This window comes from Paraburkholderia sp. SIMBA_053 (assembly GCF_046534895.1).
In the GTDB taxonomy this organism is placed as follows: Bacteria; Pseudomonadota; Gammaproteobacteria; order Burkholderiales; family Burkholderiaceae; genus Paraburkholderia; species Paraburkholderia caledonica.
Genome location: NZ_JAWRXU010000016.1, coordinates 32,238 through 49,369, shown reverse-complemented (window position 1 = coordinate 49,369; position 17,132 = coordinate 32,238). Strand labels below are relative to the sequence as shown.

The window sequence follows — 17,132 nt, the reverse complement described above, 5'->3', positions numbered from 1 at the left end:
ACGCAAGTCTTAACCGACGATGCGATGCGCGAGCCACGGCTGCTTCGCAATACGCTCGGCTTCGTACTGGCGAATCTTGTCGGCGTGACGCAGCGTGAGGCCAATGTCGTCGAAACCGTTCAGCAGGCAGTACTTGCGGAACGCAGCGACTTCGAACGGATACTCAGTGCCGCCATCCGAAGTGCGCACGACTTGCGCTTCGAGGTCGATGGTCAACTGAAAACCGTTGAACGCATACGTTTCGTTGAACAGGTGATCGACCTGCTGTTCGCTCAGCACGATCGGCAGCAAGCCGTTCTTGAAGCAGTTGTTATAGAAAATGTCGGCGAAACTCGGCGCGATGATCGCGCGAAAGCCGTATTGCTGAAGCGCCCAAGGCGCGTGCTCACGCGAGCTGCCGCAGCCGAAATTCTTGCGCGCGAGCAGCACCGAAGCACCCTGATAACGCGGCTGGTTCAGGACGAAGTCCGGATTCAGCGGACGCTTCGAATTGTCCTGACCCGGCTCGCCGTGGTCGAGGTAACGCCATTCGTCGAACGCGTTCGGACCGAAACCCGTTCGCTTGATCGATTTCAGGAATTGCTTCGGAATAATCGCGTCCGTGTCGACGTTCTCGCGATCGAGCGGGGCCACGACGCCTGTGTGTACGGTGAATTTATCCATGACGCTTGCGCCTGTTTCAGGACCGGGCGATGCGCGTGGCGGCATGAAAGCCGCTCGCCGCGTCGCCGGCAAAAATCAAAAACCGGTTATTTTTCAGCGTGATTGCTGATCGAATTGCCGAGGTGCGACATGTCCTGCCCAAATCCGTGCACCGTGTTGCAGCCGGTCAGACCGAGCAGTAGCCCAGCCAGAGTACCGAGCGCGAAGCGGCGCAAAAGAGCGGTGCGATTCATGTTCTTCATCATGCGATTTATCCCAGCTTGCGAATATCGACAAAATGCCCTTCGATGGCCGCGGCTGCGGCCATGGCGGGGCTCACGAGATGGGTACGGCCACCGGCGCCCTGACGACCTTCGAAATTACGATTCGACGTGGACGCGCAACGCTCGCCCGGATCCAGCCGGTCGGCGTTCATCGCGAGACACATCGAGCAGCCCGGCTCGCGCCATTCGAAACCGGCGTCTGTAAAGACCTTGTCGAGGCCTTCACGCTCCGCCTGCGCCTTGACCAGACCCGAACCCGGCACAACCATGGCGAGACGGATGTTCGGCGCGACGCGGCGACCCAGTTTCTTCACGACGTAAGCCGCGGCGCGAATGTCTTCAATGCGCGCGTTGGTACACGACCCGATGAAGATTTTATCCGGCTTGATCGACTCGATCGGCGCATTCGGTTCGAGCGCCATGTATTTGAGCGCGCGTTCCATTGCATCGCGCTTGACCGGGTCTTTCTCGCGCTCGGGATCCGGCACGCGGCCGTCCACGGCGGTGACCATTTCCGGCGACGTGCCCCAGGTAACCTGCGGCACGATGTCCGCCGCGTTGAGCTCGACAACGCGGTCGAACTGCGCGCCTTCGTCGGACTTGAACTGCTTCCAGTACTCGACCGCGTGATCCCACTCCGCGCCTTGTGGCGAGAACGGGCGGCCCTTGAGATATTCGATGGTCGTGTCGTCGACCGCGACCATGCCGGCACGCGCGCCCGCTTCGATCGCCATGTTGCAGACTGTCATGCGACCTTCCATGGACAGCGAGCGAATCGTCGAGCCGCCGAATTCGATGGCGTAACCAGTGCCGCCCGCCGTGCCGATCTTGCCGATGATCGCGAGCACGATGTCTTTCGCCGTGCAGCCGCGCGGCAACGGCCCTTCTACTTTCACCAGCATGTTCTTGCTCTTCTTCTGCAAGAGCGTTTGCGTGGCGAGCACATGCTCGACTTCCGACGTGCCGATGCCGTGCGCCAGCGCACCGAACGCGCCGTGCGTGGACGTGTGCGAGTCGCCGCAGACGATCGTCATGCCCGGCAGCGTAGCGCCCTGTTCCGGCCCGATGATGTGCACGATGCCCTGACGCAGGTCGTTCATCTTGAACTGCGTGATGCCGTAGGCGTCGCAGTTCGAATCGAGCGTATCGACTTGCAGCTTCGACACCGGATCGGCGATGCCGTGGCTGCGGTCCGTGGTGGGCACGTTATGGTCCGAGACGGCCAGATTCGCGCTGATGCGCCACACCGGTCGCTGAGCCAGCTTCAGACCTTCGAACGCCTGGGGGCTGGTCACTTCGTGCAGCAGGTGACGGTCGATATAGAGAATCGTCGTGCCGTCTTCTTCCGTGTGGATCACGTGTGTGTTCCACAATTTGTCGTAGAGAGTCTGTGCCATGGTATGCGGGGTAGTAATGACTGCGGGCTGACTGTGTCGGTCGATTATGCCACGCAAAGTCTCGCACCGGGGCGCCTCGCGATGGGAAAAAGCGATAAAAAACAGTGAGTTGGGTGGTAGTGTCGATACCTGTATCGACGTTACCCTGATGAGCGGGGAGATGCTGGTGGTGTTTGCAGAAGAAATCTGTTCCCGCTTGATCGACGGATTGATTGCGAACGCAATGCGCGATGAATGAGCGACTCGCTCAGCGGCGAGGCGCGACAGCTTTCAGTGTTCGAAAACGCTGACAAGTACGATTAGAATGCGACGAGCCCCGGTTTGCGCACGAGCGACGCCTTTGATCCGACGCGAATAGAAGGACAAAAAAATGGAACGACAGTCCGACTCTCGTCCTCCCCGCCCGACAGATGCCGGCTCCCGACAGTCTGCACCGACCCACCTCGCCGACATGCTCGACAGCTTGAGCGACGGACTCATGTCGATCGACAGGTCGTGGCGCTTCACCTATCTCAACCATACAGCTGAACGATTCTTGCAGCAGGAACGGCAAAATCTGCTCGGCCGCGACATATGGCAGTGTTACCCAGACCTGGTAGGCTCCGGCTACTATCGCGTCTATCAGGAGACGGCGGCAACGGGTCTTCCCGGCCGGCACACTGACTATTACGCACCGCTCGGCACGTGGTTCGAGGTTCGTTCATTTGCGCACGACGACGGCATTACCGTGCTCTTTCGCGACGTCACACGTGAACGCGAGCACGCGGCACAACTGGAATTCGAAGCGAGCCACGACTATCTGACCGGGTTGGCGAACCGGCGCAAGTGCATGGAAGTTCTGTCACGCGCGGTCGCTGAGGCTGCTTCGCCTCGCTCTACGCACGATGCTTCAGATGCGGTCCTGTTTATCGACCTTGACCATTTCAAGGAAGTCAACGACGCCTTTGGTCATGCTGTCGGCGATGAACTGCTGCGCGGCTTCGCGAAGAGGCTGATGGCCATTCCCGATCCAGCATTTTTCGCCGCACGCGTAGGGGGCGACGAGTTCGTTCTGTTGTTACGCAACACCACGGAAAGCGCGGCAGAAGCGTTCGCGCATGCGGTGCTTCGCGAACTTGCAGCGCCATTCGAAGTATCTGGAAGATCCATCTCGCTGTCGGCTAGCATTGGCATCGCGCTGCTAAGAGAAGCGCCAGGTTCGGCCGAGACGTTGCTCAATCATTCCGACGCGGCCATGTACGCAGCGAAGTCATCTGGCCGTTTCCAGGTGCGCTCGTACGATGGAGCCCTCGACCGGGGCGTGCGTGAGCGCCTTGCCTTGCGCATGGATCTTCGTGAAGCGTTTGAGGCGAACCAGTTCGAGCTTCATTTCCAGCCTCAGATATCACTCACGAACAATTCCGCAATCGGTGTCGAGGCACTTCTTCGCTGGCGTCATCCTGACCGAGGGTTGCTGACTCCGCACGCATTCCTCGCAGTCTTACTCGAGTCCCCTTATGAAGGGGCGCTCGTCGAATGGCTGCTCAATGCAGTTTGCCGGCATATTGCTGAATGGCGACGGCAGGGCATATACGTACCACGGGTCAGCCTCAATCTGTCGGCTCGGCAACTTCTGAGCGTGGGTCTTACAGACAAGATTCTCCATATCGCGACGAAATACGACGTTTCCCCCGCAATGCTCGACATTGAGGTCACGGAGGATTCGCTGGTAAGCGATATCGAAAAGGCAACGTCCATTCTGTCCGCGCTGAAGCAAGCGGGCATATCCACATCGCTGGACGACTTTGGCTCCGGGTACTCCAGCCTCGGCTATCTGGTCCGATTGCCTATAGACACGCTTAAGATCGACAAGTCGTTTGTTCGAGCACTGGCCGAGTCACAGAAGGCGTCGACGGTCATTCGAGGCATTGTCGGTCTCGCACGTTCGCTGGGCATGAAAACTATCGCGGAAGGCGTCGAGTGCCAACACCAGGCCGAAGAGTTGAAGGACGCCGGGTGCGATGCCATTCAAGGTTATCTGGTGAGCCGCCCGCTTGACTCGAAGGCCCTGGCGGAATTCATGTTGCGAGTGTCACAGCGCGATTGAAAGTAATGTTGGCGACTTCAGCTTGCAAACTGCGTGATGCTGATAATGCGGCTGATAATGCGGCCCGCCTGTTGTTTGTTCCAGGTTGTGCCGTGCACACGAATGCTCTCCGATCGACCCGGCGGGAAAGCATGTCGACAGCGAACGCAGTACACTCTCCATGACGGACTTGCAATGCTTGCAACAGCACAAGGCCCTGAGCACTGAGGCACAGTCAACGCGCCACTGCGCTTGAGCAAATAATCCCGACTCCCACTTCCGCTGCACGCGTCAGTGATCGATGGACACATTACAGAACATGCGCGTTTTCGTGCGCGTGGTGGAGGCCGGCAGTTTCACCGCCGCCGCTCAGTCTTTTAATTCGACGACCGGCGCCATGTCACGCGCAGTCTCCGAACTGGAGGCTCATCTGCGCACGCGCTTGCTCAATCGCTCCACACGCCGTCTCGCGCTCACTACCGCAGGCGAGCGTTATCTCAAGCGATGTCAACAGATTCTTGCGGATATCGACACAGCGGAAGAAGAAGCGAGTTGTGCCCACGAACGCCCGAGCGGCGCGCTCCGTATGCATAGCTTTGCGAGTATCGGACAACACTATGTGCTGCCCGCCATCGCACACTATCGCGCGCTTTATCCCGACGTGACCGTTGAGCTGACACTGTCGCAGCGCATGCCGGATCTTTTCGAAGGCAGCGCGGATGTCGCCGTGATTGGTGCTTCTGCACTACCCGATTCCGACCTCGTTTCGTTCCCGCTTGGAACGACGTTCAGCATACTGTGCGCATCGCCCTCGTATGTAAAAACGCACGGTGCGCCGCAGCGGCCGGCGGATCTTGCAGACCATGAGTGCCTGATTCTGCAGACGCCCGCATTCGCGCCGCACGAGTGGATACTCGACGGGCCAAACGGCAGTGAAGCGATGCAGATCGACGGCCCGGTTCAGGTGAATATCGCGGAGTCGCTCGTCGTTGCGATCCGGGAAGGGATGGGCATTGGCATGGTGCCGCTTTACGCGGCAATCGCCGGATTGAGGGATGGCACGTTAATACGCGTATTGCCGGACTACACGCTGCAGAAGATGCACGTTTATGCGCTGTATCCGTCGCGGAAGTTTATCGACGCAAAGACGAGGACATGGGTGGAGTTCTTGCGCGCGCATTTGCCAAAGGTGATCGCCCGCGACGAGGCGTTGCTGGCTGAGATTGGCCGAACCGATAGCGGCAGCGATGCGAAGCCGCGCGGATAGCGTGCCACACATAGGTCTGTCACACCTTGCAGATACCGAAATCTCTCACGAGCGGCGTGTGGAAGCGTCTGCCTTTGCACACGCGCAATGAGCTCCCGCGAACGAGAGGTTTACCCAAATCCAAGAACAATCTTCTGCACGAAGCACCCTTAATTTTAAGCGCCTGCTTATTTAGACTGTGATCACTGGTTTACGAACAGGGCTGTTCGTAGCAGGACAAACAAGTCTGGAGGTAGGTAATCATGAAGTCTCTCATTCACGCCGTTGTCGTTGCCGCTGCCCTTGCTGCTCCGGTAGTGTCGTTCGCGCAATCGAATGGGTCAGTCACCCGTGCACAGGTACGCGCCGAACTGACCCAGTTGCAAAACGCGGGCTATCACGTTGGTGACGGCGACAACGCACACTATCCCGAAGCCATTCAGGCTGCTGAAGCCAAGGTTGCTGCGCAGAACGGCGCGACAAGCGGTTACGGCGGTGAGGTGAAGGGTTCGTCGGAATCAGGACACCCGTCAGTGACAAATGCGGACTGGAACGCGATGTACAACCACCCGTAATGCATTAGTTTTGGATGTGCGCGGCAGGATGCCAAAGTATCTGTCCATCCCCGCCGTCGGGTTCCGTCGTAGATCGATATGCGGCCTGTCTCGTGTTGCCGGAACTCGGATCAATTGTCGCCCTGCTCGCCTTCGCCAGCCCCTGCCCTTTGCCGTCGCTGCGCGAGCGCAATGCGATCGCGTTCCGCTTGCGCGGCGGCCGTTGCGTCGATCGGGTCATCACGCTGCCGCATCAGCCAGTAGACGCTCCCCAGCGCCACCAACGCAAACGCAAGCGCCGCAATCTGGGCCGGCGCACCGGCGGGATCGAGAATAATAAATTTGCGGGCGATCGCCAGCAGCGCAACCAGAAGTACTGTTTTGACCTGCACGATGTGATCGCGCCGGGCCATCACGCGCGTAATCGAATGTTTGAATTCCATAGCGATCAACAGCGTCATGATCATGCCGAAAACGGTCTGATACACCTCGTGATCCAGCGGGTTCAGCGCGTTCGAAACCAGCAACAAAATCACCGCGCGAATCAACTGCCAGAGCGACACGAGGATGATGATAGAAATCACCACGCTCAGGACATGCGTGACAATCTGCTCGAATCTTTCATAAAAGGTGAGCAGATCCCACTGTACGCGTAGCGTATCGAGATCCTTACGCAGCCAGCTTTTCTTTCTTTCCATGATTTGGCTCCGCAGCGGCCGGATTGTCCAAGCATACCCGGATTAACGACTAGACTTGAAGCATCGTAGACGCATGCGCGGCAACAAGAGCGTATGCGTCATTCAATCGGAAGACGCGGAAGTCGAGCGCGACCCGATGTAAAGGAACGATCGGCGGAAAGCGAACAAAATCCGGGAGTATCGCGAAAGACGCCCACTCACCGTGTGCTTACGATGCACCAATATGGCGGATCGCGGTTATCCCAACGCGACCGCCTGCTCGTGAACGTCCTCAAAGGCGGATAGCATCTCATGGTCAGAATCTATGGACCCATGCGCAGCGCAAACGGCTACGCGATACGTGACTTCCTGCATCGGAGCGACATTCCGTTCGAATGGATCGAACTGCGCAGCGATAAAGAAGCGGAGGAACTGGCGCACGTTCAGCATCTTTCCGACTCGCGCTTGCCGGTTTGCGTCTTCCACGACGGCACGCGGCTCGAATGTCCGACCATCCGGCAAATCACGGAAAAGCTCGGCTGGTTCGCAAGTCCATCCCGTGAGGCCTACGATCTCGCGATTTACGGCGCGGGACCAGCGGGATTGAGCGCGGCAGTGTACGGTGCATCGGAGGGGCTGCAAACCGTACTGGTGGAGCGTTGGGCACTGGGCGGCCAGGCAGGCAGCAGCTCCAAAATCGAAAACTACCTGGGCTTCCCACGGGGCTTGAGCGGCGCGGAACTCGCAGAGCGGGCGCGCGTTCAGGCCATCAAGTTCGGCGCCGAAATCCTGCTGGCGCGCGCCGGCGTGCACGCGGAGTTTCCGCCAGGCCGTGGCATCGTATCTCTGGAAGACGGCACACGTATCACGGCGCGCACGTCTATCTGCGCGACCGGGGTGGCATATCGCACGCTGGCCCTCGCGGGTGAAGAGCGCTTTCTCGGCGCGGGGCTCTACTATGGCGCCGGTGCGAGTGAAGCCGAGCTGATCGATGGCGAAGACGTATATGTGGTGGGCGGCGGCAATTCGGCGGGACAGGCCGCCATGCATTTTTCGCAGTCGGCCAACCGCGTCTACATGGTCGTGCGTGCCACATCGCTCAAGAACACGTTGTCGCATTACCTGGTGGATCGCATCACGTCCGCGCCGAACATCGAAGTACGCACGTGCACCGAAGTTACCGCGCTCGCAGGCGGTGACGTGCTGGAGGAGGTCACGCTGACCGATATCCGCACCGGCCGGCAAAGCACGGTAAAGACGAACTGGCTATTCGTGTGCATTGGCGGGGTGCCACAGACCGAGTGGGCGCAGGAGGTCGGCATTGTCCGCGATGAAGGCGGCTACCTCGTGACCGGTCCCGACCTGCAGGAATATCGGGCGCACTTCAACTGGCCGTTAGAACGCGCGCCGCTGCATCTGGAAACATCTATGCCCGGCGTATTCGCAGCAGGCGACGTGCGTCACGCGTCGATCAAGCGCGTGGCGTCAGCAGTGGGCGAAGGCGCAATGGCTGTGGCGCTGGTGCATCGCTATCTCACTAGTGCTTGAGCGGACGCGCAACCTTGATCCACGCGCCTCTGCGCGTACCTTGTCCGAGGAGTACGAACATGACCCCTGGTTGCACGCACCAAGGCGCGGCCCGCATTTTCCACACACCCATCGACTATTGCGAGGACTGTGTGAAGCTCGGCCAGCCGTGGGTACATTTGAGGCTTTGTCTTTCGTGCGGACACGTCGGCTGTTGCGATTCGTCGCCCAACCGGCATGCAAGCAAACATTTTCTCGCGACCGGCCATCCGCTGGTCCGTTCAATCGAACCCGGCGAAACGTGGGTCTGGTGTTATCACGACGAGATCGTCGTAGGTGAACTTGAGTCGTAACGGCAAAACCGGCCGCACGTGCGGCCGGCTTTGCGTTCTTCGGCATGCCCGCGTCACGCATGCGCCGGTGCCTGTTTCGGCGCCTCGCTCGGCGCTTCTGCAGGCGCTGCTCCTTTTTGCACACGCACCGAATGCGTACCCGAGTCGTAGGTCATTGTGACCTTGTCGCCGTCGCGCACGTCGCCTCGCAGCAGCGCATCGGCGAGTTGCGATTCCACTTCGAGCCGAATCTTACGTTTGAGCATCCGCGCGCCGAACTCGGGGTCATAGCCGATCTGCGCAAGGTGATCGCGCAAGCCATCGTCGAACGACAGATCGATGCCTTGGGCCAGCGCCGTACGCCGTACGCGCGCAAGTTGCAGATCGACGATGCTGCGAATCTGCTCCTTGCCGAGAGCATGAAACACAACCACCTCGTCGACGCGATTGAGAAACTCCGGCTTGAAATGATGCCGCAGGATTTCCATCAACCGGTCGCGCAGTGCAGGATAGTCGAGCTGCTTCGAGTCGGCCTTCATGTTGTCCTGGATCACCTGTGAGCCAACGTTGCTGGTCGCGATGATGATCGTGTTGGTGAAATCGACCAGACGTCCCTTGCCGTCGGTGAGGCGCCCTTCGTCGAACAGTTGCAGCAGGAGGTTGTGCACCTCCGAGTGCGCCTTTTCGATTTCGTCGAGCAGCACTACGCAATATGGCCTGCGCCGCACGCGCTCGGTGAGTTGGCCGCCTTCCTCGTAGCCAACATATCCGGGCGGCGCACCAACTAGCCGTGCCACCGTGTGACGCTCGGAATACTCGCTCATGTCGATGCGCACCAGCGCGTTCTCGTCGCCGAACACCGAGGCGGCAAGCGCCTTCGCGAGTTCGGTTTTGCCGACGCCCGTTGGGCCCAGGAAGAGGAAGCTGGCAGTCGGCTTGCCGGCTTCTGTCAGACCGGCGCGCGAAAGCCGCACTGCTTTGGCGACCGCGGAGACGGCTTCATCCTGGCCGACCACGCGCTCCTTCAGGCGGTCTTCCAGTCGCAACAGCTTTTCACGGTCCTGAGCAGTGAGTTCAGCCAACGGTACACCCGTGAGCGACGAAACGATCTGCGCAATGTCCTCCGCCGTGACTTCCTGCGAACTGGTGCCGCGCTCTTTCTTCCACGTTTCAGTGGCTTCATGCAGGCGTTTCTGTTCGGCGACGAGCCTCTCTTCCAGTTCCTTGGCTTTATCGAATTTCTTTGCAGCGCTGGCTGCGTCCTGTTCCTGTTTGATGCGGCGGATGGTCGCCTCGACATCGTGCAATGGCTGCGGACGCGAATTCGACGAAATGCGCACGCGTGCCGCGGCCTGATCGAGCAAATCGATTGCCTTGTCTGGCAGAAAGCGTGCGGCGATATAGCGGTCCGAGAGCTTTGCAGCAGCATCGATCGCCTCTTCGGTGATCTTCACCTTGTGATGCGCTTCGAGCCGGTCGCGCAGTCCACGCAGAATCTCGATCGTTTCCTCGACGCTCGGCTCAGGCACCATGACTGGCTGAAAGCGCCGCTCCAATGCCGAATCCTTCTCAATGTACTTCTGGTATTCATTCAACGTGGTCGCGCCCACGAGGTGCAACTCACCGCGAGCGAGCGCGGGCTTGAAGACATTGCCGATATCCAGACCGCCTTCGCCGCCGCCCTGGCCGGCGCCGACAATGGTATGCAGTTCGTCGATGAACACCACCAGACGGTCCTGGTTCTCGATGATCTCGTCCAGCACCTGCTTGACGCGTTCCTCGAACTCGCCACGATACTTCGCGCCTGCCACGACGCTATTGATATTCAGCTCGACCACCCGCTTGCCACGCAGCACTTCCGGCACCTGGTCCTGAGCAATGCGTTGCGCAAGGCCTTCGACAATAGCGGTCTTGCCGACACCGGGCTCGCCGATCAGCACCGGATTGTTCTTGCGCCGCCGCGCGAGCACTTCAATGGTGGTTTCAATTTCCTTGTCACGGCCGATCACCGGATCCAGCTTGCCTTGACGCGCAAGCGCGCTGAGATCGCGCGCGTACTTGTCGAGCGTGGGCGTGGTCGAGCGGCCCTCCATCTTGCCGTCTTCGGCACCCTGGCCGACCACCTTGACTGCTTTTTGCCGCAGCGATGGCGACGACAGCCCGAGCTTGCGCAGCAATTCACCTGCAAAGCCGTCTTCTTCCTCGACGAGCCCTATCAGAATATGTTCAGGCCCGACGTAGCTGTGACCCAGTTCCTGCGACGCCTTCAACGCGTTTTCCAGTGCACTTTTGGCGCGCGGCGACACGCCGATCTGCTCGTTGTCGCTCGGCTCCTTGCGGGTACCGCGCGGCGCCGTCTGGTCGATGGTCTTCTTGATCTCTTCCGGATCGAGCTTGAATTCCCGCAGGACTTCCTGCACGACATTGTTATCGGCGAGCGCCAGCAACAGGTGTTCCGTATCGACTTCGTTCTTGCCGTATTCGACGGCTGCTTGCGCCGCAGCTTGCAGGCGGTCCAGACCGCTCTGGCTCAGGTACGTCTGCAGGTCCACCGCTTCACGCGCCCGGCGATGACGGCGTGTCCGGCCGCCCGACTGTCCGCCCGCTGAATCGCCGATTTGTCCGCTACCGGTGCCTGTATCCTGCTCCGCGCCGCCGGATTGTCCCGGCGCGCGTCTAATGCGTGACCGGCTGCCGCGGTCGTCTTCCATCTGCGGCCACATGTCGTCGAACAGACTTTCGAAAAGTCCGCCGTGAAAGAGGGACTCGAGCGGCGACAGGCGGCGCTGATTACGCGCCATGAACTCCATGTAGTGCTGATCGCACAGCATCAGCTGACGGCGTTGGCCGTTTTCGGTGATCGTGATCTGCGAGGTTGCTGGCTTTCCACAAACACTGCACTCGGCCATGATGATCTCCTGTCCGTCCGAGAGCGCATCGCTTTGCGGGCGGGTAATGGGTGGGTGGAAAATCTCTGTTCCGCTGCTTATTCCGATGCCGCCCCTGTTTGCGCGCCGGACTTCATCGAGACCGCGGAAGGTGACCGGTTGTTCACGACAGGCATGACTGCGGAGCGCGGATCTTCACTTGATCTCGATGCGCCGCTTCGGTGCCGGTTCTCCGGCCGCTTTGGGAACGCGCAGCGTCAGCACGCCGTTTTCAAATCTGGCCTCTACCCGATCGAGATCGACGCCTGCGGGCAGTGGGACCGCGCGCTGAAAGTGTCCAAACGACCGCTCGACGCGATAGCATCCTTGTTCTTCGCTCGTCGATTCCAGGCGCTTTTCGCCACTGATGATCAGCATGTCTTCAACCACTTCGAGCTCGACGTCGTCACGGGTCATGCCTGGCAATTCGGCGACGATACGCAGTGCGTCGCCTTCGTCGGTGACATCGATCCGCGGTTGAAACTCGCTGGCGCTGAAGTCGCCGAACCAGCTTCCGAGCGGTCCACGGCCGCCGAACGGATCGCGTATCAGTTCGGCCAACAGATGAATCGGATCGGGCAGCGGCCAGGTGGCAGCTGAAAGTGCTACCGGCGCAGCAGCGGCTGCCGCCGGTGCACCGTTACCCGTTTGCGTGCCGCCAGTCTGTTGCGCATTTGACCTCGCGCTTTGCTGACTGGTGTTCGGCGCGCCGGCGCCGCCCGATGCGCTCTGTTGCGCGGGGTGCGAGCGCAAAAACCGGAACGGGTTCCATTTGTCGAGATCGAGAAGCATGTGATTCTCCCTTCGTGAGGTACGCCAGTGCCAGACCTGAGGCTGGACCACTGGAGGAGACGGACGGTCCACTCGATCTCCGGATGCGAGGTTTGCCGCGGGCGTGACCTTTTGACCCACGACGAGTCCCGCCAGCGGTGCACTTACGGATGTAAAGGCGCGTGTGGCTCGCCGGTCAGGCCGTCATGGTGCCAGGCACGCGCAGTGATGCCGACTACGAAAAGCAGCGCGCCCGTGAACAACGCATACACGCCGATCAGCCAGACAAGCGTCAGTGCGCCGGCGCCCGGAAAGACCAGCACGAAGATGCCGAACAGCACGGCGAGCACTCCGGTGAGCACCAGCATCCACGCGTTGCGCAGACGCCTATGCAGCCGGGTTGCCGCAATCAGATCGAGTACGCCGGTGATAATCGCGTTTGCACCGATGACGGCGATCAGCACGAGCGTGGTAAGTCCCGGCACTAACGCGGCTATCACACCAGCTGCGACGCTGCAGATACCCAGCAGCAAGAGCACCCACCACGTGCCGTGCGTCGAGCGGTAGCGGATGGCCGCAACGATCGTGACAATGCCGCCGGCAATTGCGTAGGCGCTGAAGAGAGTGATGAGCAGTAGCAGAGTAAGACCCGGCCAGAACAGCGCCAGCATGCCGAACAGCAGCGCTACCGTGCCGCGCAGAATGAGCATCCACCAGGCGCGCCCAAGTAGTTCATCCATGTGGGACTCCGAGCCGTAACGTCAGTTGATGAACCTCAGTCTAGGCCCCGCGCATCTGCGATTCTTTCGCGTTTCTGCCATGTGTTTCGCAATTCTGCGTTGAGTCAGGACGCATGGCGAACAGCATCCAGACTGGTATCCCGGATGCACCGAAATGACCCGATCCATCACCGCGTCTTATAGCGGTTCGCCGTGAGGAGTTCTAACATGAACTTTTGCAGCGCGCGGTCCGTGCATTGCGTCATTCATGACATTCTTGTGGCACAGGACCGGTCGGTATCGTTTTGAATCGTCGTGTCAAACGTCGTGCCGGGTTGCCCAGCAATGAAACTGCGCTCCGTCAACGAAGCCGGTTGCTTCTGCCCATATTACGAACCCGCCTAAAGCAGCCTTCAATTCGGCCTAAGCTTAGGTATGCGCCAACGCAAGAAGGAGACTTTGCTCATCATGAAGCAAGCAATAGGATCGACTCCTGATCACGGGTTACGCTGCCAACCGATGAACGTCGTTTTCACCAATGGCGAGCTGAATCTGGTGCAAGGATTTCGGCTCGTCATACCCACGGGTAACACTGTTGTGCAGGCTGTGGGCTCCGACGACCTTGGAACGAGTCACTCGATTCTCATAAGTGCTCCATTTGTCGCAGTTATTACTGGGGCGGCGCAGTTGGCCACGAACGCTGACAACGATCCCAGCGGATGGCTTATCGAACTTAGACCGAGCGTAATGGGCCAAGTCTCGCAAGAAGCGTTTGACGCCCTCCCGAAATGGTCCGAGTCTTGGGATCCCTTTTTGCGCGAGGCCGCGGATACATTGAATGCTTTGGCGAACGCGGATCTTTTCGACGCTGCGTGCACCGACGCTTTTGCCGATGTCTTTTCGGTGCACATCGCTGTCCGTTACGGGCACTGTGCTGGTGCGATCGAACCGGACATGCCTATTACGCGTCAAATGCTGGCTCGCATTCAAGCCTTCGTTCATGAGAACATCGCCGAAACCATTCTGGTCGAGCAACTCGCAGTTCTGGTGAACATGAGTGTTTCAAAGTTTGCACGCGTTTTTAAAACGGCGACAGGAAGCCCGCCCCATCTGTACGTGACACTCGAACGAGTGAAATTTGCGAGAGCGATGTTGTGCGACGAGACCATTCCGTTGGTCGACGTTGGCGCACGCGCGGGATTTCAGACGCAGCAGCATTTCACCGACGTGTTTCATAGATATACCGGTGTGACGCCGCGCGCATTCCGGCTTTCCCACCGGAGCTCCGGTAATTAATTCGTTTAGCGAAGTTGCGAACAGGTAACAACCGCTGTACTTCCGCGATCGCGATTGATGCGCCCGTAGCGGGGGAACTATGCGGGTTCGCCTTGATTTTATGACCCACGAACCTATCAGTAATCGACGGTGATCCGGTTGTCGACCCGCATCACACCGGGGGCAAGCCATGCTACCCGCTCGGCCTCCTCGCGTTCGGCCCACGAGCGGACCGTGCCGCGCAGGACGACATTATTGCCTTCGGCCTCCACAGTGATGTGCTGTGCGTCGACTTCCGCGTTGCGCTTGAACGCGTCCTCGATCTTGCGCTTGAGGTCGTCGGGCTCGACCTTCGGCTTGATCTCAATCTCGTTCGTGAGGCCGGTTACGCCGCTCGCCCGTAGCGCCGTATCTGCCGCGCGGCGGCGCTGGTAGTCCCATTCGACTTCGCCCTTCAACGTCACATCTCCGTCCCTGACAACCACCTTGATGGTGTCCGCCGCATCAGGCAATTCGACCTGCAGTTGGGCAATGATCTCGCGCACGATCTCCGGATCGGGCGGCCTGTTGATCAAAGGCAACCGCACCTCCACATCGTTTGCGACACCCCTCACGCCGCGCACGCGCGTCGCGTCCTCTTCGGCCTTGCGCCTTTGCCGGAAGCTGCGCGCGAAACCGGACAATGTGACCGCACCGTCCCTGACTGCAACTCCGATATCCGATGCATCGACGTCCGGATCCCACTTCAGTTCGTTCTCTACGTCTCGCTTGAGGTCTTCGTCGGCGCTCATCACGCTCCTCGTCGGTTTGTTGATGGACTAACGCGCGCACGCGGACCACGCCCTACTCCACACGCATCGGTCCGCGGTAGGGCAACGGTATGACGCGCCGGGCCCATTTTCTTCCGTACGCCTGCGCAGTTTTGCGCAATGCCACCTTACGTTCACATTCGAAAGCCGCGCAGCACAGCGCAGAGATCCGACACGTCTTCGCAGGAATGAGGAAGAAGTGCAACCGTCAAGAACCTAGTCTTGAGGTCATCGTCATCGCGTCAATGACCCGTCCAAATTCCAGGGTGCGCGCCGGGCGCGACATGCACGGTTGGCTGGCACCGCTGCTGTTTTGCGGCGCGGTCGACGTCTTGCGCGCGGCACTGAGCATGAGTTCAACCGTCTTGCCGCGCGTAACGGTCTGCGCTTATTTCCAGAGAAAAGGAGCAAATCGATGAGCGATTTAGTCGTTGTAAGCTTTAAAGGCGAAGAAACGGCCGACCAGGTGTTGACCAAACTCCAGCAGATGCAAAAGGAGCACCTGATCGACCTTGAGGATGCCTGTGTTCTGGTCCGCAGCGCGAATGGCAAGGTACACCTCAAGCAAGCCGTCGATCTCGTCAAGATCGGCGCGCTCAGTGGCGCGGCGTGGGGTGGCCTGTTTGGTGCGCTGGTTGGTCTCATGTTGCTCAATCCGCTCGCCGGACTGGCTACAGGCATGGCCATCGGCGTTGGTACGGGCGCGCTGTCGGGCGCGCTCTCGGACTATGGAATCGATGATGATTTCATGCGTTCGACGGGCCAGAACATCGAGCCGGGTTCGTCGGCACTCTTCATCCTCGTGCGTCAAGTGAATTTCGACAAGGTCCTGCCTGAGCTGAAGCCTTTCGGCGGAAAGGTATTGAAAACGTCTCTCACAAACGATCAGGAGGAACGCCTGAAAAAGGCACTAGAGAGCCTGAACAGCAGCGGCACGACAGCATAAGCATCACTGCGCTGCATCACGGTCGTGGTCGTGAGTTGTGTCGAAGTTCGCAGTTGGGTCGGATCGACACCCGGACGCGGAGTACGAACTGAAGTGCGATCCGGACATCGCTTCCAACCGCGCGCGAACCCATGCAAGCTGACCATGCCGCCCTTGACCGCAACCCCGCTATCTGATGGCTTGCGGGAAAGCGGCAGCACACCGAAAGCTCGCGCAACCCGCGGATGCCTTCCTGGAGAGACACGATGAACATTGCATTAATTGGCGCCACCGGCCGCACCGGTCGGTTAGTCGCGGAAAAATTGCACCGTGCGGGCATTCCGTTTCGTGCATTGCTGCGCGACGAGGCGCAGCGGGCCCACTTCGAAAGCCTCGGCGGGAGCCCTGTGATCGTCGACCTGACGCAGGACTTTTGCGCGGCGCTTGCGGGGGTTAATACGGTTATCTTTGCCGCTGGCTCCGCTGAATCCGAGGGCGCCGAGCAGGAGCGTCAGATCGACCGGGACGCAATCATCAAGGCGGTCGATTGCGCAAAGCAGTATGGCGCGGACCGCTTCATCGTCGTCAGCACGTTGCTGGCATACGCCCCTGAATCCGCTCCAGATGCGCTTCGGCATTACGCCCAGATGAAGCGCGCATCTGACGATTATCTGATCGGCAGTGGACTCGATTATCTTGTGCTGCGTCCCGCCACACTGACTATGGAGCCCGGTACCGGGAAGATTGAGATCGTGGCCGACGCGCAGTCCGCTCGTGCTCCCGTTGCGCGCGAGGATGTTGCCGATGTCGCGCTTGAAGCGCTCAGGATCGGCCTTGTCAACACGATCGTCGGATTTGCTGGTGGCAGCAAACCGATCGACGACGCGTTGGCCGCGCTTCATTGACGTTGCGCGCCGCTCATGCCAGATCGTCGCGCCATAGGCGGTGACGCAGGCCGCCAGTTGCGTCGAGCACTCACACG

16 protein-coding genes are annotated in these 17,132 nt (G+C 59.7%); 8 read left to right on the top strand and 8 right to left on the bottom strand.

The genetic code is table 11. The features are described from left to right. Positions 1–9: 9 nt before the first annotated feature. From leuD to leuC, 3 genes are all read right to left on the bottom strand, one after another. The gene (leuD, locus tag SB753_RS30180) at positions 10–663 is read right to left on the bottom strand and encodes a 3-isopropylmalate dehydratase small subunit (RefSeq protein ID WP_020071058.1); all 654 of its coding nucleotides are present in this window, start codon (positions 661–663) and stop codon (positions 10–12) included. An 86-nt stretch (positions 664–749) separates the two neighbouring features. Then, positions 750–908, bottom strand: coding sequence for an entericidin A/B family lipoprotein (locus SB753_RS30175; RefSeq protein ID WP_020071059.1), 159 nt, complete (start codon positions 906–908; stop codon positions 750–752). 5 nt (positions 909–913) lie between these two features. Beyond that, complete coding sequence (gene leuC / locus SB753_RS30170; RefSeq protein ID WP_027779578.1) at positions 914–2,323, bottom strand: 3-isopropylmalate dehydratase large subunit; 1,410 nt, start codon at positions 2,321–2,323, stop codon at positions 914–916. A 370-nt stretch (positions 2,324–2,693) separates the two neighbouring features. On the opposite strand from leuC, the gene SB753_RS30165 reads away from it, so the two are divergent. From SB753_RS30165 to SB753_RS30155, 3 genes are all read left to right on the top strand, one after another. Further along, on the top strand, positions 2,694–4,409 hold the full coding sequence (locus SB753_RS30165) for a putative bifunctional diguanylate cyclase/phosphodiesterase (RefSeq protein ID WP_410803509.1): 1,716 nt from the start codon (positions 2,694–2,696) through the stop codon (positions 4,407–4,409). Positions 4,410–4,689: 280 nt separating this feature from the next. Continuing rightward, positions 4,690–5,655: a LysR family transcriptional regulator gene (locus SB753_RS30160; RefSeq protein WP_087752695.1), complete on the top strand. Its 966-nt coding sequence runs from the start codon at positions 4,690–4,692 to the stop codon at positions 5,653–5,655. A 242-nt stretch (positions 5,656–5,897) separates the two neighbouring features. Beyond that, on the top strand, positions 5,898–6,209 hold the full coding sequence (locus SB753_RS30155) for a DUF4148 domain-containing protein (RefSeq protein WP_087752696.1): 312 nt from the start codon (positions 5,898–5,900) through the stop codon (positions 6,207–6,209). A 110-nt stretch (positions 6,210–6,319) separates the two neighbouring features. On the opposite strand, the gene SB753_RS30150 is transcribed toward SB753_RS30155, so the two are convergent. Next, positions 6,320–6,886 carry a phosphate-starvation-inducible PsiE family protein gene (locus SB753_RS30150; RefSeq protein WP_410803506.1) on the bottom strand — a complete coding sequence of 189 codons (567 nt, stop codon included), beginning with the start codon at positions 6,884–6,886 and terminating at the stop codon, positions 6,320–6,322. A 291-nt stretch (positions 6,887–7,177) separates the two neighbouring features. Between SB753_RS30150 and SB753_RS30145 the strand changes: the two genes are divergently transcribed. Next, positions 7,178–8,413, top strand: coding sequence for an NAD(P)/FAD-dependent oxidoreductase (locus SB753_RS30145; RefSeq protein ID WP_410803504.1), 1,236 nt, complete (start codon positions 7,178–7,180; stop codon positions 8,411–8,413). A 59-nt stretch (positions 8,414–8,472) separates the two neighbouring features. Continuing rightward, on the top strand, positions 8,473–8,745 hold the full coding sequence (locus SB753_RS30140; RefSeq protein ID WP_410803502.1) for a UBP-type zinc finger domain-containing protein: 273 nt from the start codon (positions 8,473–8,475) through the stop codon (positions 8,743–8,745). Positions 8,746–8,798: 53 nt separating this feature from the next. Here the strand turns inward: SB753_RS30140 and SB753_RS30135 are convergent, their stop codons facing one another. The 3 genes from SB753_RS30135 to SB753_RS30125 all read right to left on the bottom strand — a co-directional run bounded on the left by SB753_RS30135 (position 8,799) and on the right by SB753_RS30125 (position 13,162). Continuing rightward, positions 8,799–11,633, bottom strand: a complete 2,835-nt coding sequence (locus tag SB753_RS30135) for an AAA family ATPase (protein ID WP_408174729.1) — start codon at positions 11,631–11,633, stop codon at positions 8,799–8,801. Between the two features lie 174 nt (positions 11,634–11,807). After that, complete coding sequence (locus tag SB753_RS30130; protein WP_114199629.1) at positions 11,808–12,443, bottom strand: Hsp20/alpha crystallin family protein; 636 nt, start codon at positions 12,441–12,443, stop codon at positions 11,808–11,810. A gap of 143 nt (positions 12,444–12,586) precedes the next feature. Then, on the bottom strand, positions 12,587–13,162 hold the full coding sequence (locus SB753_RS30125) for an HdeD family acid-resistance protein (RefSeq protein WP_288830832.1): 576 nt from the start codon (positions 13,160–13,162) through the stop codon (positions 12,587–12,589). 447 nt (positions 13,163–13,609) lie between these two features. Between SB753_RS30125 and SB753_RS30120 the strand changes: the two genes are divergently transcribed. After that, positions 13,610–14,437: a helix-turn-helix domain-containing protein gene (locus SB753_RS30120; protein ID WP_410803500.1), complete on the top strand. Its 828-nt coding sequence runs from the start codon at positions 13,610–13,612 to the stop codon at positions 14,435–14,437. A gap of 116 nt (positions 14,438–14,553) precedes the next feature. On the opposite strand, the gene SB753_RS30115 is transcribed toward SB753_RS30120, so the two are convergent. Then, positions 14,554–15,207, bottom strand: a complete 654-nt coding sequence (locus tag SB753_RS30115; protein WP_131320587.1) for a BON domain-containing protein — start codon at positions 15,205–15,207, stop codon at positions 14,554–14,556. A 433-nt stretch (positions 15,208–15,640) separates the two neighbouring features. Between SB753_RS30115 and SB753_RS30110 the strand changes: the two genes are divergently transcribed. Together SB753_RS30110 and SB753_RS30105 are read left to right on the top strand one after the other, a co-directional pair. After that, positions 15,641–16,171 carry a DUF1269 domain-containing protein gene (locus SB753_RS30110; RefSeq protein ID WP_020071072.1) on the top strand — a complete coding sequence of 177 codons (531 nt, stop codon included), beginning with the start codon at positions 15,641–15,643 and terminating at the stop codon, positions 16,169–16,171. Between the two features lie 224 nt (positions 16,172–16,395). Then, positions 16,396–17,055, top strand: a complete 660-nt coding sequence (locus tag SB753_RS30105; protein WP_410803498.1) for an SDR family oxidoreductase — start codon at positions 16,396–16,398, stop codon at positions 17,053–17,055. Positions 17,056–17,132 lie beyond the last annotated feature (77 nt).